Raw genomic sequence first — 14,569 nt, forward strand, 5'->3', positions numbered from 1 at the left:
CGCCGCCTTGCTGGCCTGCGAGGCGGCGCGGACAATGGCGCGGGAATCCCCACGCATGACCTCCAGCCACGACCCGATGTAATCGGCATGGCGAACGGTCGGCACGATCCCGAGCGCGGCGCAGCTGAAGGCCGCGGTCTGTTCGGCAATCATTTCCTCGAAGGCGTATTTCTTCGAACCGAACGAGCCGGTCAGATCGCGGTTGAGGCGGCTGTGATGGCCGCTGGCGTGCCCCTTATGCCGATATCGGCATAATACGCATGATGCCGTAAGCTGGATTATGCCGCATGGCCGAGTTCGGCGGCCGTTGCGTCTGCTGTCGGCCATGCGGCAGTTCGGCATAATCAGAGCGTTTCGAGGAAAGCGAGCAGCTCATCGCTTGGGCGATAACGCCCGGTATGCGTTTCTGGGCTGGCAACCTGCGCGAGCGCCTTTTCCTTCAGCCGCATGTCGGCGTGGATATAGATCTGGGTTGTTTCCACGGATTCGTGCCCAAGCCATAGAGCGATCACGGATTGGTCGACACCATGATGCAGCAATTCCATCGCCGTGCTGTGCCGCAACGTGTGCGGCGTGACGCGCTTGCCTGCGAGGCTCGGGCAAACTCGTGATGCTGCTAGGCAATGCTTGCGCACCAGGTGTTCCAACGCATCGCGACTGAGCCGCTCGCCCCGGATCGACGGGAACAATGGCCCATCGCTGTTACGGCGTTCGCCTATCCAGCCCTGAATCAGCTTAGCTGTATCGCGACGAAGAGGAGTGCTGCGTTCTTTCCGCCCCTTTCCGATGCAGCGGATGTAGGCGCCAGTCCCAAGAACCACGTCCTTGCAGCGCAGATTGATCAGTTCTGACGCTCGCAATCCGGTCTGAAGCGCAAGCAGCAACAGAGCGTGATCACGGCGTCCCACCCTGTCCGGCGTCAGCACCAATGAGACAGAATTGGGCTAATTGAGAGAGGAGGTTTTCTGGTTCATCGTAGCCTTTCAAAGGAACGACGATGAGACAGAAAATGGAAGCGACGAAGCCATCGGCGGAGAAGGTCATCAAGGACATTCGCCGGATCACCCGCAAGCAGTATGGCGCGGAAGAGAAGATCCGCATCGTGCTGGACGGATTGCGCGGTGAGGAGTCGATCGCGGCCCTGTGCCGCCGGGAAGGTATCGCCGAAAGCCTGTATTACAATTGGTCGAAGGAGTTCCTGGAAGCCGGCAAGAAGCGGCTGGCAGGTGACACGGCGCGTGCTGCCACCACCGACGAGGTCAAGGTGCTGCGTCGCGAGACGCGTGATCTGAAGGAGGTCGTCGCCGAACAGGCGCTGGAACTGCGGCTGCTTAAAAAAAGCATGATCGCGGATGGGGGCGACGACGAATGAGATACCCCGCATCCGAGAAGCTCGAGATCATCCAGATCGTCGAGCGATCCCACTTGCCGGCGCGTCGCACACTGGAAAAACTCGGCATCCCGCGCGCCACCTTCCATCGATGGTATGATCGCTTCCTGACCGGTGGCGTCGAAGCGCTCGATGATCGCAGGCCAAGTCCCGGCCGGATCTGGAACCGCATTCCCGATGACGTGCGGGAACGGATAGTCGAACTCGCCCTGGACAAGCCGGAGCTCAGCCCACGGGAACTGGCGGTGACCTTCACCGACACCGAAGGCTATTTTGTCTCGGAGGCTTCCGTCTATCGGCTGCTCAAGGCGCACGACCTGACCACCAGCCCGGCCTTCATCGTGATCAAGGCCGCCAGCGAGTTCAGGGACAAAACGACGGTGCCCAATCAACTCTGGCAGACCGACTTCACCTATTTGAAGGTCATAGGCTGGGGCTGGTTTTACCTCTCCACCATCCTCGACGACTTCTCCCGCTACATCATCGCCTGGAAGCGCTGATGAGAGGATCATCGCACAACTGGCCGACGCTTTCCAGTGTCATGTAGCGGGCGCGCTGGACGGCCCATTCATCGTTCTGTTCGAGCAGCAGCGCGCCGACGAGGCGGACGATGGCGTCGTCGTTCGGGAAGATGCCGACGACGTCGGTTCGCCGCTTGATCTCGCCGTTGAGACGCTCGATCGGGTTGGTCGAGTGCAACTTCGCCCGATGCTCCTTCGGGAAGGTCATGTAGGCGAGCACGTCTGGTTCGGCGTCGTCGAGGATGGCGGCGAGCTTCGGCACCTTGGGCCGGATCTGGTCGGCGACTGCCCGCCACTGGGCGCTGGCGGCCTCCGGTGTCTCCTGGGCGAAGGCAGTGGCGATGAAGGCGGAGACAACGCGGCGGCCGCTCTTGCCGGCATGGGCCAGCACATTGCGCATGAAGTGGACGCGGCAGCGCTGCCAGGTGGCGGAGAGGACCTTGGTGACGGCGGCCTTCAGGCCTTCATGAGAATCGGACACGACCAGCTTCACGCCGCGCAGGCCTCGGCGCGTCAGCTTGCGCAGGAACTCCGTCCATATCGGCTCGGCTTCCGAAGTGCCGATCTCCATCCCAAGCACCTCGCGCCGGCCATCGCTGTTGACGCCGACCGCGATGATCACCGCGACGGAGACGATCCGCCCGCCGCGACGCACCTTGAGGTAGGTCGCATCGATCCACAGATATGGCCAGTCGCCTTCGATCGGCCGTTCGAGGAAGGCCTTCACCTTGCCGTCGATCTCCTCGCAGAGCCGCGACACCTGGCTCTTGGAGATGCCCGACATGCCCATCGCCTTGACGAGGTCGTCGACCGAGCGCGTCGAGATGCCTTGCACATAAGCCTCCTGGATCACCGCCGTCAGCGCCTTCTCGGCCATGCGCCTCGGTTCGAGGAACCCCGGGAAGTAGGAACCCTTCCTGAGCTTCGGGATGCGAAGCTCGACGGTGCCGGCGCGCGTCTCCCAGTCCCGGTCGCGATAGCCGTTGCGCTGGGCCGTCCGGAGTGGCGACTTCTCGCCATAGGCAGCACCCGTCGCTGCGCCAACCTCCATCTCCATCAGCCGCTCGGCGGCGAAGCCGATCATCTCGCGCAGCAGATCGGCATCCGCGCTCTTCTCCACGAGCGCGCGCAGGTTCATCATGTCGTCGGTCATCGGTGGTCCTTTCGGAGAGGGGTTGGTGTCGACAACCAGACCCTACCGGAAAGCGCCGATGACCACCGCGCTACCCAGCTACACCACGTCCCGGGACGTCACCACCCTTGGAGATCACCTGGGTCGTTGTTGAGGTTTGGTTCGAGTTTCGTTTCCGGTCAAGCCTGAGCTGTTTCCGGGTTTTCGGGGGCGCGCCGTTTTCGCATGCTGTCACCATTCAGTTCGATGCGGTAGGCATTGTGCACGAGACGGTCGAGGATGGTGTCGGCGATGGTGGGATTGCCGATGATGTCGTACCAGTTGTCGACGGGCACCTGGCTGGTGACGATGGTCGAGCGCCGCTCGTAGCGGTCCTCGATGATCTCGAGGAGATCGCGGCGCTGTTCGTCGGTCAGCTTTTCGGACCCCCAGTCATCCAGGATAAGCAGGTCGGTGCGGGCCAGCGCCTTCAGCATCCTGGCATAGCGGCCGTCGCCCCTTGCCAGGGCGAGCGTGGCGAAGAGCCGCGGGGCTCGATGATAGGCGACGGAGAAGTCCTCGCGGCACGCCTTGTGGCCGAGGGCGCAGGCGAGCCAGCTCTTGCCGACACCGGCCGGTCCTGTGATGAGGAGCCCATGACGCTGGCGGATCCAGTCGCAGGCTGCGAGCCTGAGGAACAGGGAGCGGTCGAGCCCGCGTTCGGCACGGAAGTCGGCGTCTTCGACCTGCGCATCATGGCGTAGCCTGGCGGCGCGGGCACGCGCCTCGAAGCGCTTCTGACGACGCAGCGTCGCTTCGTTCTCGAGCAGGATGGCGAGCCATTCGCCATGGTCGAGGGCGCGTGCTTCCGACTGCGCGTCGAGATCTTGGAAGCCTTTGGCCATGCCGTGCAGTCCGAGGTCGCGCAGCATGTCGAGGGTGGGATGGGTCAGCATGATCTTTATCTCCTTAATGGAAGTAGCCGGGACCACGCAGATTGGCGTGATCGATGATGGCGCCGGGATTGCCGGCAGGCCGGGCGGCCTTGTGATTGGTGATGAGGGCGGCGATGCTCTTGCAGGTCAGCCCGCCGATCTCGACGGCGCGTGCCGAGACCGCCTCGGCGCGATCACGATGGAGATCGCGATAGAGACGCAAAACACCCAGGCACGTGCGGAACCCCTGCTCGGGATGGGGCCGGCTGGCCAGAATGGCGATGATCAGCCCCTCGGTCTGTGGCCCGATCGATGCCGCCCAGCGGCGGAAGCGTGCCGGCGTTCACTCCGCATATCGACGGTGGGAACTGGGCATGTGCTCGGGGTTGGTGCCGTAGCGGCGTCCGCCATAGCGGCGCTGATGAACGGCGATGCGCTTGCCGCGGTGGAAGATCTCGATCGTCCTGGCCGTGGCGCGGATATCGACCTGTTGGCGGATAAGGCTGTGCGGCACGGAATAGAAGAAGGTCTTGAACTCGACATGATAGTCAGTGGCGACGCGGGCCATGCGCCATTCGGCGAACTCGTAATCCTGCACCGGCAGGCTCGCCAGCGCCGGCCGTTCCACCGTCTCGAACAAATGGCGGCGGCTGACGCCAAGGCGGCGCATGACATGGTCATTGATGCGGTCGAGCGCCCCGGCGATCGCGGCGTTGGCCTCGGCCAGCGAGAAGAAGGTCTGCCGCCGCAGCCGGCCGAGGATGCAGGTCTGGGCAAAACGCACGCCGTTCTCGACCTTGGCCTTGTCCCTCGGGCGACGCGGCCGCGCCGGCAGAACGCCGACGCCATAATGGGACGCCATCATGCCATAGCTGCGGTTGATCTCCGGATCGTAGAAGGAGGCGTGGTTGACGCCAGACTTCAGGTTGTCCGGCACGATCAGCCGCGGAACGCCGTCGAAGAAGTTGAACATGCGCACATGCGCGCCGATCCAGTCCGGCAGGGCCTGCGTCCAGGTCGCTTCCGCATAGGTGTAGCCGGATGCGCCCAGGACGCCGACGAGGATCTCCGCCTCGCGGATCTCGCCGGTCAGCGGATCGACGATGGCGATCTTCTTGCCGGAATAGTCCACGAACACCTTGTCGCCGGCGACATGTTCCTGGCGCATCGTCGGCGACAGACGCTTCTCGAAGCCGCGGAACAGATCGCAGAAACGGCTGTAGCCATAGCCGCCGGAATGGACGGCGCGATACTCCTCCCAAAGCAGCATCAGCGTGACGCCCGGCTTCTTCAGCTCCAGCCCCAGGTCCGCCCAGTTCGGCTCGGGCAGCCGGCGTACCCCCTGCTTCACTCCCGCTCTGGCGAACAGCCGGTTCTCCAGAGCGTCGTCGGTCAGGTCGCCTGGCAGGGGCCAGCTCAGCCCTGAAGCTTCCGCTCGCTTCAAATTGTCCTGCACGGTGCTCCGCGCGACGCCCAGCCTCTGTGCGATCTCGCGGGCGCTGGTTCCGTCGCCGACAAGCCGCAGCATCTGTCGTAGTTGTCTCATGGTCAGCCTTCTCTTTGCCGGCATTACGCGTCCCTTGTTCAAAAGGACCGTCATGCCAAAGTTGCTGACCCAGGTGCTCCTGCTCAGGCCTTCAAAGTGGCCGGATATTGATCGAAATGGTGGCCGGCTTCACGTCGGAACGGTGGCCGGCTTCAAGTTGGAATACCCGGCCGGATAACGTCGGAATCCGCAGTCAGTTCGAGCGCGCCCGCGATGGAGCATCGCATTCCGGCGAAAGATCTGGGTTTCATAAGGTTGGCTCTTTATTAACTTAAATCATTGAAGCAATAGAAGTTGGCACCATATACAAGAGTCGAGACCGGCCGAACGCTCGGATGCTAACTTTAAACTGTCAGGAGAATGCCATGTCCTTCCGCGCCATCCGCGCCATCCAAACCGATACCGGCGTCACGACCGAACTCGTGATGCTGAATGACAGCGACCTTGATGTCGGAGACGTCACGGTCAGGGTCGATTACTCGACCATCAACTACAAGGACGGTGTGGCAATCACCAACGCATCGCCGGTCATCCAGCGCTTTCCGTTGATCCCCGGCATCGACCTGGCCGGTACGGTCGAAGCATCGGATAGCGCCGAATTCGCCGTGGGCGACAAGGTTGTGCTGAACGGCTGGGGCCTAAGCCAGACCCATGACGGCGGTTTTTCCCAGAAGGCGCGGGTGCCGGCCGATTGGCTGATCAGGCTGCCTGCCAGCATTGATACCCGGCACGCAGCCGCCATCGGGACGGCGGGCTATACCGCGATGCTGTCCGTCCTCGCCCTCGAACATGGCGGCCTGACGCCGGACAGGGGCGATGTGCTGGTGACGGGCGCCAATGGCGGTGTCGGGTCGGTTGCAATCGCCTTGCTGGCGAAGCTGGGTTACCGCGTCATCGCCTCCACCGGGCGGCAGGAAGAAGCAGAATATCTAACCGCCCTGGGCGCAGCCGAGATCATCGATCGCGCCACGCTGTCGGAAAAGGGGGCGCCGATCGCGACGGAGCGTTGGGCCGGAGCGATCGACAGTGTCGGCAGTCATACGCTGGCCAATGTGCTGGCGCAGACCCGCTATGGCGGCGTCGTCGCCAATTGCGGGCTGGCGCAGGGCGTGGATCTGCCGGGCTCTGTTTTACCCTTCATCCGGCGCGGCGTGACGCTGGCGGGGATCGATTCAGTCAACGCCCCGAAAGCCAAGCGGATCGCCGCATGGGAGCGGCTGGCGTGGGATCTCGACCTCGGCAAGCTCGACGCCATGGTGACGACCGTGGGCCTGGAAGAAGCGCCCGATGTCGCGCGCAGCATCTTTTCGGGCAGGATACGGGGCCGCACGGTCGTCGACGTCAATCGCTGACAGATGGGGCACAGGCCGCCTTCGATGCGGCCTGTGCCCCGTTTTCGAGCTGGCCCGCGCCATTCCGTAAGTAGGGTAACGGAATACGATGTCGCGGGTAGCGGCGGGTCCGCCGCTACCCGCCTTTGTCGATCATGTGCTCAGTGACATTCCTGCGCTGAGAATGGCCTTGATAGGTTAGCGATCTCACCGCGACGTGCGGCCATGCTCCCCCGTGGCCATATCGGTCCATTTCCCCGCAGCGCCCTTGCCGGATTCCGGCCCGTGCAGGCGGACGAACATCGACCGGCCTGGGGTGTTCTGCACATCACCGACCAGCCAGTACCGCCCGGCGCGGTGGCCGGACGACAGATAGTGGCGGCAGACCGCCTCGGACTCTCGGCCGAGACGGGTCGCCAGTTCAGATGCGTCGTGACGCGGCATCAAGCCGCCTCCCGCTCGCCGATCCGCTCGACCGGCCAGCGGTCGAGAACCTTGGCGAGGACGGCAGGACCGGCGGCATCGACCGGCACGAACATGCGCAGTTTCCAGGAGATGATCTCGTGGAAAAGCCCGTATGCCGAGAGGCGCTGGCGCATCGTGTCGGTGAAACCCGACAGCTCGATCCGGTTTGCCCCCATGACGCGGACCCGGCGAAGCTGGAGCCCCTCGGCGAGGTCGAGGATAGTCCGACCTTCCAGCAGCGCCGCGAAGGCATCCTCCGGCGTGACCGAGGTGATGCCGGTCTCGGTCGCATTGGCCGCCCAGGCCGGCGAGACCTTGCGGCCGATGATGCGCTCGCCCGCATCGGTCTGGAGTCGATAGACGCGGGTGGAGTCGTTCGGCAGCCGCTTCCAGATCGGCAGCAGCAAGCCCGTCACCATATGGAGCGTGTTGTCGGCAAACTCGGACACCTCGGCGACCTCGGCCACCCAGGCCGATGCGAAGACACTCCGGTCCGCCTCGACCCAACGGGTCTCGCCCATCATTCTGATCGGGACGTTATGGGCTTCCATCGGGCGGATCAGCCTGACGCGGCGCTCGATTTCACCATCGTCGAGCATGACGCTGGTGGTGGGGATCTGCACCGCCGCGCGGCCCGAGCGCTCATTGATCAGCAGCTTCGCCCGCGGATCGTCGAGTTCCGCCAAGGCGGCGTCGAGCGTCACCGGCCGGTTGCGCCTGCGCTCGGTGATGGTCAGCAGGCTGGTCTCGGCCCCGGTGCGGGGATGGGTGTAGATGACCTGCCGGTCGGTGACGGCGAAACTCTCGGCGCGCAAAGTCTCCAGCCCGACGTCATAGGTGCCCGAGGCGATAGCGCCTTCGATCCGCACCGTCAGCAGCCCTTCAAAGGCGGTGAACAGGATGCCCTGAAGCTCGATGGTCAGGGCCAGCAGGCGGTTCAGGAAGGTGGTGATGGCAGGCAGATCGTCCTTGATACCGTTCGAGTCCATCAGCTTCAGGCCGGTGGCGGATTCAAACCGTTCCAGCGAGCAGCCTTCGACCTTGCCGCGCACCAGCAGCAGATAGAGCTGGCGCAGCGCGTCGCGGGCGTAATGCGATTCCAGTGTCAAATCGCTTTGAACCGTGCCCCCCATTTCGCTTGCAATGTTGACCCCTTTGGCGACGCTGGCGACGACATGCAAAGGGGCCGATCGGGCCCCTTTGCATGTCGTCGATTGACCGTGAGCGGTTGGTGAGGATCAGCTCCGGTTTTTGAATCGCCAGCTCGTGTTGCCGGTTTCGACGATGTCGCAGTGATGCGTCAGCCGGTCGAGCATGGCGGTGGTCATCTTGGCGTCGCCGAAGACCTGCGGCCAATCGGCAAAGGCAAGGTTCGTCGTGATCAGCAGTGAGGTGTGCTCGTACAGCTTGCTGATGAGATGGAAGAGCAGTTGGCCGCCGGCCTGGCTGAACGGTAGATAGCCAAGTTCATCGATCACGACGAGATCGTAACGCAACAGCTTCTCGGCCAGCCGCCCTCCTTTGCCCGCGGCCTTTTCCTGCTCGAGTTGGTTGACCAGATCGACCAGATCTTCTCGACCAGACGCAGCTTCTCGTCGGCGATACGGGGATCGGCGTCCCAGACGGTGACGGTTGCTGTGACATAGGCCATGCCGGCGACGTCAGCGCCCAGTTCCTGCAAGGCCATGTCGGCATCGAGCGCCTTGTTGGACGCATCGGTGTCCACCAGCGCCGATTGCTCGTTGGTCATCACCTCTTTCAGGATCGCGGCTATGGATTTGCGCTTGGCGAACCATTGCCGCCTGATCTTGGTCAGCAACTTCGTCGCGTCCGTCTTGTCCATCAGGATGGCGCGGGTGGACCAGCGATATGGGAACGCGAGCCGGTTCATCTCGTCGAGCAGGCCGGGCGTGGTCGCTGTAGGAAAGCCGATAATGGTCAGGACGCGCAGATGCTTGTCACCAAGGCGCGGTTCCAGCCCGCCAGTCAGCGGCTGATCCGCCAGCAGCGCATCGAGGTGCATGGGCACTTCGGGCACGCGGACACGATGGCGGTTCGTGGAAATCGTGGAATGGAGGTAGGTCAGCGTGCCCGCGTCATCGATCCAGTGGCATTCGGGCATGAAGCCGTCGAGCAGCGCCAGCACGCGGTCGGTGCGGTCGATGAAGCCGCGCATCAGCTCCCATGGATTGACGCCGGATTGCTCACGGCCCTCGTAGAGCCAGGTCTCGGCGCGAGCCGCATCTTCGGCGGGTGGCAGCCAGAGGAAGGTCAGGAAGTAGCCTGACACGAAATGCGTGCCCGCTTCCTCGAAGGCAGCTTTGCGCTCGGCATCGACCAGAGCGGAGGCCGGATCAGGAAATTGGCTGCCGGGATAGGTCGCGGCTTCGCTTCGTTGTGCCTCAACAAAGATCGACCAGCCGGAGCCGAGGCGGCGCACGGCGTTGTTGATACGCCCGGCGACCGCGACCAGTTCGGCAGCAACAGCGGAATCCAGATCCGGCCCGCGAAACTTCGCAGTCCTCTGAAAACTGCCGTCCTTGTTCAGCACGACGCCCGAGCCAACCAGCGCGGCCCAGGGCAGGAAATCCGCGAGGCGGGTAGCGGTACGGCGATATTCGGTGAGGTTCATCATGGCCGCGCCCTCACACCGACAGATGACCGGGTATGCGCAGATGCCTACGGCCCACCTCGACAAAAAGCGGATCGCGTTTGGCAGCCCATACCGCGAGGAAATGACCGACTGCCCAGATGGCGATGCCAACCAGCCAGAGACGGAGGCCGAGGCCGACGGCGCCGGCCAGCGTGCCGTTGACAATGGCAATCGAACGCGGTGCGCCGCCGAGCAGGATATGCTCGGTCAGCGCCCGGTGAACCGAGATGGAGAAGCCCGGCACAGTATCGAGCTGTTCAAACCCGCCCGCCATCAGATGAGCGCCCCGCCGCCGAACGAGAAGAACGACAGGAAGAAGCTCGACGCGGCGAAAGCGATGGACAGGCCGAAGACGATCTGAATCAGGCGGCGGAAGCCGCCGGAGGTATCGCCAAAGGCCAGCGCCAGGCCGGTGGCGATGATGACGATGACGGCGATGATCTTGGCGACAGGACCCTCGATCGACTGGAGGATCGACTGAAGCGGTGCCTCCCAGGGCATGGAGGAGCCGGAGGCGTGTGCGGCAGGCGCCAGCATCAGACTGATGGAAACAGTGGCAGCGGCGGTTGCCATGATGCGGCAGCCGCGTGAAATCGTGCGGATCATGAAGGGTTTCCTTTCGGGGTGGTTGCCAAAGTGATGGGATGCGTGATGGCGTAATCGCCGTCCGGCCCCAGCCCATCGACGCGGGCGAGTTCGACCAGCCGGCGGGAAGAGCCGCGTCCGGCAAGAACGGCGACGAGGTCGATTGTCTCGGCAATCAGGGCGCGCGGGACGGTGATGACGGCTTCCTGGATGAGCTGTTCGAGGCGTCGCAGCGCGCCAATGCCGGAACCGGCATGGATGGTGCCGATCCCGCCCGGATGGCCGGTGCCCCAGGCTTTAAGGAGGTCGAGAGCTTCGGACCCGCGCACCTCGCCGACCGGGATGCGATCCGGGCGCAGGCGTAGCGACGAACGCACCAGATCGGAGAGCGTCGCCACGCCATCTTTGGTGCGCATCGCGACCAGATTGGGCGCGGCGCATTGCAGTTCGCGCGTGTCTTCAATGATCACGACGCGGTCCGAAGTCTTGGCGACTTCTGCCAGCAGCGCGTTGGTCAGCGTGGTTTTTCCGGTCGAGGTGCCGCCCGCGACAAGGATATTGGCGCGCGTGGCGACGTTCAGGCGCAGCACCTCGGCCTGAGCACTGGTCATGATCCCGGCGTTTACATAGTCGTCGAGCGTGAACACCGCGACGGCAGGCTTGCGGATGGCAAAGGTCGGCGCCGTGACGACAGGCGGCAGCAACCCTTCGAAGCGCTCTCCGGTCTCGGGCAGTTCAGCCGACACACGCGGATTGCGGGCATGAACCTCGGCGCCGACATGATGGGCGACCAGCCTGACGATCCGCTCGCCATCGGCAGCCGACAGCCTCTCCCCCGTATCGGCCAGCCCTTCGGAGAGCCGATCCACCCAGATGCGGCCATCGGGATTCAGCATCACCTCGACCACAGCTGGATCTTCCAGAAACCGGGCAATCGATGTACCGAGCGCGGTGCGCAGCATCCGCGCACCACGCGCAATCGTCTCGGGTTTCTGATGTGATGCGGTCATGGCGGCCCCGTTCATGGCGGGACGCGCAAAAGACGGACCCCGGATTGGGGTCGATTAAAAGAACCTGATTTAGGGCCGTTTCAACAGATGTTTACGCGTGTGCGGGCATCGGCGGCGCAGGGCGGCAAATAGGATGGATCGAAAGTTCAGAGCTGGTTTCCACCCGCTTCGGACTGGCCTTGTGACGAAAGATCGTGAAGCGAATCCATATCCCGCGACAACTCTTTCAGGAATCTGTCGCCGGAAGCCAGGCGCTTGCCCAGCGTCTGCATGAAGCCTTCGAAGCGCTCGTTGCCCTTGATGCGCGCCGATTGTTTCGCGCTATCTGACAGCGGCGGCGTCATGGTGAGCCAGAATTGTACGAACAGCGAAAGCGTCTCGCCGAGGATGGCGACATCTTCGTCCAGCATATCGAACTGGCGGCCAAGCTTGCCGATTCCGATGAAGTCGCCCCCCGTTTCCGGGATGATTACGCCCCCTGATTCCGAGATGAAGTCGCCCCCTCGGAAGCGGGGCCTTTCGGCAATGCTCGTTGTTGTGTCGTTCGCGGCTGCCGTCAAGCGTCCGGCGTATTTTTCGATCGCCGCATACTGTCGCCGTCGAGATCGAGGCGATGAGCGTTGTGCACCAGGCGATCCAGGATCGCGTCGGCGTAAGTCGGGTCCGCTATCACATGATGCCAACTGGCTATGGGAAGCTGGCTGGTGACGATGGTCGAACGACGGCCGTAGCGTTCCTCGAGGATCTCGAGCAGATCGTGGCGCGCGAGCGCATCGAGCGGTTCCAGGCCCCAGTCGTCGAGAATCAGCAGCTGGACGCTGCCGAGCTTCCTGAGGAAGCGCTCGTGTCGGCCGTCACCGCGCGCCAGCGCGAGATTGGAGAACAGCTTGGGGACGCGCTGGTAGAGGACCGAACGGTCGTCGCGACAGGCCTTGTGACCGAGCGCGCAGGCGAGCCAGCTCTTGCCGACGCCGGTCGGTCCGGTGATGACCAGATTGTCGTGAGCGGCGATCCATTCGCCGGCGACGAGCTTCATGAACAAGGCGCGATCGAGCCCGCGTGGGCTGCGATAGTCGACGTCCTCGGGAGATGCCTGGTGGCGCAGCTTAGCGAACCGCAACCGCGCGGCGAGCTTGCGGTCATGGCGGAAGCTCCATTCACGATCGAGCAGCAGCGCCAGCCATTCGGGATGCGTAAGCCTGTCGGCCTCGGCGTTGGCGGCGAGCTCACCATATGCCTTGGCCATACCGGCCAGTCCCATCGTGTTCAGCCGGTCGAGAGTGGGATGTTGAAGCATCGTCGTTCCTTTCAGTGGTAATAGCGTGAGCCCCGGATGTTCGGATGGTCGACCGGCGGGGCGGAGGCCGGACGCGATGGCGGGATCTGGTCAAGGCCGTTGTCGAGGATCGATCTGACCGAGCCGTAGGTGCGCGCGCCGATGTCGAGCGCGCGCGAACACGCCGCCTCGACCCGCTCGCGCCCGAAGCTTCTGCCCATGCGCATGATACCCAGACAGGCACGGAAGCCCTGTTCGGGATGGCGACGCTCGACGAGGATCTTCTCGCATAGCAGCGCGGTACACGGCCCGATCGCGGTCGCGTCGCGCGCGATCCGCTCGACCGTCCAGTCGGCGAACCGGCGATGCGACGATGGCATGTGTTCCGGGATCGTGGTGTGCCGACCATTGCCCGAGCCACGCATGTGTGCCGCGATCCGCTCGCCCTTATGGAACAACTCTATGGTCGCGGCCGTGATCCGCGCCTCGATGGGCTCGCGCGCGAAGCGATACGGCACCGAGTAGTAATGCCGCTCGATCTCGACGTGGTAGTCAAGCCCGGCGCGACGACGCCGCCACTCGGCATAGACATAGCGTTCGGCCGGCAGCGGCTTGAGCGCCGGGCGGTCGATTTCCTCGAACAGCTGGCGGCGCGTCCGCCCGACCCGGCGCAGCACTCGCCGGTCGTTCAGCTCGGCAAGCAGCTCAGCGATGGCGGCATTGAGCTCGGCCAGGCTGTAGAAGGTCCGGCGCCGCAGGCGTCCGAACAACCAGCGCTCGACGATCAGCACCGCCGCTTCGACCTTCGCCTTGTCGCGCGGGCGGCGTGGTCGCGTCGGCAGCACGGTGCTGTCGTAATGCGCCGCCATCTCGGCGTAGCTGCGGTTGACCTGAGGATCGTACAGGCACGCCTTGATCACCGCGACCTTGGCATTGTCGGGCACGAACAGCNCTGGCGCGCCTCCGAACATCGCCAGCGCGCGGGTGTGGGCGGCCAACCAGTCCGGCAGCGTCTCGGTCCAGCTCCCTTCCGCGTAAGTGAGGCTGGAGGCGCCAAGCACCGCCACGAAGATGTGCGCGTCGCGGATCTCGCCGGTCAGCCGGTCGACCACCACCGCCACCTTGTCCCCGGCATAATCGACAAACAGCTTGTCACCGGGTGCGTGGTTCTGCCGCATCGTCACCGGCAGCTTCATCGCCCAGCCGCGATACAGGTCGCAGAACCGGCTGTAGCGATAGCCGCCCGGATGAACGGCGATATATTCGTCCCACAGGATCTGCAGCGTCACGTGCTTGCGCTTCAACTCGCGGTGGACCTGCGCCCAGTCCGGCTCAGGGCAGCGGCGATGGCCGGTCTTGTTGCCCGCCTCGCGGTAGAGGGCCGCCTCCAGACCGGCGTCGCTGACATCGTCGCCCAGGGGCCAGCTCAGCCCCGCCGCCGCCGCCCGCTTCAGCGTCTCGCGCACCGTCGACGGCACCACGCCCACACGCAACGATATCGCCTTGTACCCCAGCCCCTGCTCGGATCGGTATCTCATCATCTCGCGGACACGCCGCATACTCACCCTTTCCGCCGACATCGCTCTCTCCTTCAGACAAAGGAGCGAACTTAACCCCGCCGGCAGACCCGAGTCCGACACCATCCACAGGGGGCGGCATCATCTCGGAATCAGGGGGCGACTATTCTTCGGAACAAGGGGGCGGCATCATTTCGGAATGAGGGGGCGGCTTGCCTCGGAATCAGCA

General features: G+C 64.0%; 12 protein-coding genes and 6 pseudogenes. 2 read left to right on the forward strand and 16 right to left on the reverse strand.

Going from position 1 to position 14,569, the window contains the following annotated elements:
* Window positions 1-234 (reverse strand): annotated as a pseudogene (locus QMG56_RS22345) (zincin-like metallopeptidase domain-containing protein); the annotation flags it as partial.
* Window positions 235-344: 110 nt separating this feature from the next.
* Window positions 345-926, reverse strand: a complete 582-nt coding sequence (locus QMG56_RS22350) for a tyrosine-type recombinase/integrase (RefSeq protein ID WP_281825057.1) — start codon at window positions 924-926, stop codon at window positions 345-347.
* 71 nt (window positions 927-997) lie between these two features.
* On the opposite strand from QMG56_RS22350, the pseudogene QMG56_RS22355 reads away from it, so the two are divergent.
* Window positions 998-1,884, forward strand: a pseudogene (locus tag QMG56_RS22355) (helix-turn-helix domain-containing protein); the annotation flags it as partial.
* Here QMG56_RS22355 and QMG56_RS22360 read toward each other — a convergent pair.
* The 4 genes from QMG56_RS22360 to istA (QMG56_RS22375) form a co-directional block, all read right to left on the reverse strand.
* Window positions 1,871-3,064 (reverse strand): IS256 family transposase, encoded by a 1,194-nt coding sequence (locus tag QMG56_RS22360; protein WP_281825033.1) that lies wholly within the window; start codon window positions 3,062-3,064, stop codon window positions 1,871-1,873. The pseudogene QMG56_RS22355 and the gene QMG56_RS22360 sit on opposite strands and share 14 nt — an antisense overlap.
* A 158-nt stretch (window positions 3,065-3,222) precedes the next feature.
* Window positions 3,223-3,978, reverse strand: coding sequence for an IS21-like element helper ATPase IstB (gene istB, locus QMG56_RS22365; protein WP_281825034.1), 756 nt, complete (start codon window positions 3,976-3,978; stop codon window positions 3,223-3,225).
* Window positions 3,979-3,991: 13 nt separating this feature from the next.
* Window positions 3,992-4,180 (reverse strand): hypothetical protein, encoded by a 189-nt coding sequence (locus QMG56_RS22370; RefSeq protein ID WP_281825035.1) that lies wholly within the window; start codon window positions 4,178-4,180, stop codon window positions 3,992-3,994.
* Between the two features lie 120 nt (window positions 4,181-4,300).
* Window positions 4,301-5,557, reverse strand: a complete 1,257-nt coding sequence (gene istA, locus QMG56_RS22375; RefSeq protein WP_309298602.1) for an IS21 family transposase — start codon at window positions 5,555-5,557, stop codon at window positions 4,301-4,303.
* Between the two features lie 311 nt (window positions 5,558-5,868).
* On the opposite strand from istA (QMG56_RS22375), the gene QMG56_RS22380 reads away from it, so the two are divergent.
* A complete protein-coding gene (locus tag QMG56_RS22380; protein WP_281825040.1) occupies window positions 5,869-6,855 on the forward strand; it encodes an MDR family oxidoreductase in 987 nt (328 codons plus the stop codon).
* A 201-nt stretch (window positions 6,856-7,056) separates the two neighbouring features.
* Here QMG56_RS22380 and QMG56_RS22385 read toward each other — a convergent pair.
* The 10 genes and pseudogenes from QMG56_RS22385 to istA (QMG56_RS22430) all read right to left on the reverse strand — a co-directional run.
* A pseudogene (locus QMG56_RS22385) lies at window positions 7,057-7,278 on the reverse strand (DNA primase); the annotation flags it as partial.
* Window positions 7,278-8,426: pseudogene (locus QMG56_RS22390) on the reverse strand (strawberry notch C-terminal domain-containing protein); the annotation flags it as partial. The pseudogenes QMG56_RS22390 and QMG56_RS22385, both read right to left, overlap by 1 nt.
* Window positions 8,427-8,537: 111 nt before the next feature.
* Window positions 8,538-8,873: pseudogene (locus tag QMG56_RS22395) on the reverse strand (ATP-binding protein); the annotation flags it as partial.
* Window positions 8,867-9,934: pseudogene (locus tag QMG56_RS22400) on the reverse strand (conjugal transfer protein TrbE); the annotation flags it as partial. The pseudogenes QMG56_RS22395 and QMG56_RS22400, both read right to left, overlap by 7 nt.
* 10 nt (window positions 9,935-9,944) lie before the next feature.
* Window positions 9,945-10,226, reverse strand: a complete 282-nt coding sequence (locus QMG56_RS22405; RefSeq protein WP_024707401.1) for a VirB3 family type IV secretion system protein — start codon at window positions 10,224-10,226, stop codon at window positions 9,945-9,947.
* Window positions 10,226-10,558, reverse strand: a complete 333-nt coding sequence (locus tag QMG56_RS22410; RefSeq protein ID WP_009450539.1) for a TrbC/VirB2 family protein — start codon at window positions 10,556-10,558, stop codon at window positions 10,226-10,228. Before QMG56_RS22410 ends, QMG56_RS22405 begins: the two co-directional genes overlap by 1 nt.
* The gene (trbB, locus tag QMG56_RS22415; protein WP_035746328.1) at window positions 10,555-11,547 is read right to left on the reverse strand and encodes a P-type conjugative transfer ATPase TrbB; all 993 of its coding nucleotides are present in this window, start codon (window positions 11,545-11,547) and stop codon (window positions 10,555-10,557) included. Before trbB ends, QMG56_RS22410 begins: the two co-directional genes overlap by 4 nt.
* Window positions 11,548-11,693: 146 nt before the next feature.
* Entirely contained in the window at window positions 11,694-12,107 is a 414-nt protein-coding gene (locus QMG56_RS22420) for a hypothetical protein (protein WP_281825053.1), read from the reverse strand.
* On the reverse strand, window positions 12,104-12,844 hold the full coding sequence (istB, locus tag QMG56_RS22425; RefSeq protein ID WP_281825055.1) for an IS21-like element helper ATPase IstB: 741 nt from the start codon (window positions 12,842-12,844) through the stop codon (window positions 12,104-12,106). Before istB (QMG56_RS22425) ends, QMG56_RS22420 begins: the two co-directional genes overlap by 4 nt.
* An 11-nt stretch (window positions 12,845-12,855) precedes the next feature.
* A complete protein-coding gene (gene istA, locus QMG56_RS22430; RefSeq protein ID WP_281825058.1) occupies window positions 12,856-14,382 on the reverse strand; it encodes an IS21 family transposase in 1,527 nt (508 codons plus the stop codon).
* Window positions 14,383-14,569: the final 187 nt, after the last annotated feature.

This window comes from Sphingobium sp. BS19, assembly GCF_027925545.1.
Taxonomy (GTDB): Bacteria; Pseudomonadota; Alphaproteobacteria; order Sphingomonadales; family Sphingomonadaceae; genus Sphingobium.

What these genes read in the sequence shown, in the direction of transcription:
- istB (WP_281825034.1), bottom strand. Translation starts at nt 3,978, where the DNA reads ATGCTGACCCATCCCACCCTCGACATGCTGCGCGACCTCGGACTGCAC.
- istA (WP_309298602.1), bottom strand. Translation starts at nt 5,557, where the DNA reads ATGACGGTCCTTTTGAACAAGGGACGCGTAATGCCGGCAAAGAGAAGG.
- QMG56_RS22405 (WP_024707401.1), bottom strand. Translation starts at nt 10,226, where the DNA reads ATGGCGGGCGGGTTTGAACAGCTCGATACTGTGCCGGGCTTCTCCATC.
- trbB (WP_035746328.1), bottom strand. Translation starts at nt 11,547, where the DNA reads ATGACCGCATCACATCAGAAACCCGAGACGATTGCGCGTGGTGCGCGG.
- istB (WP_281825055.1), bottom strand. Translation starts at nt 12,844, where the DNA reads ATGCTTCAACATCCCACTCTCGACCGGCTGAACACGATGGGACTGGCC.
- QMG56_RS22360 (WP_281825033.1), bottom strand. Translation starts at nt 3,064, where the DNA reads ATGACCGACGACATGATGAACCTGCGCGCGCTCGTGGAGAAGAGCGCG.
- QMG56_RS22410 (WP_009450539.1), bottom strand. Translation starts at nt 10,558, where the DNA reads ATGATCCGCACGATTTCACGCGGCTGCCGCATCATGGCAACCGCCGCT.
- QMG56_RS22380 (WP_281825040.1), top strand. Translation starts at nt 5,869, where the DNA reads ATGTCCTTCCGCGCCATCCGCGCCATCCAAACCGATACCGGCGTCACG.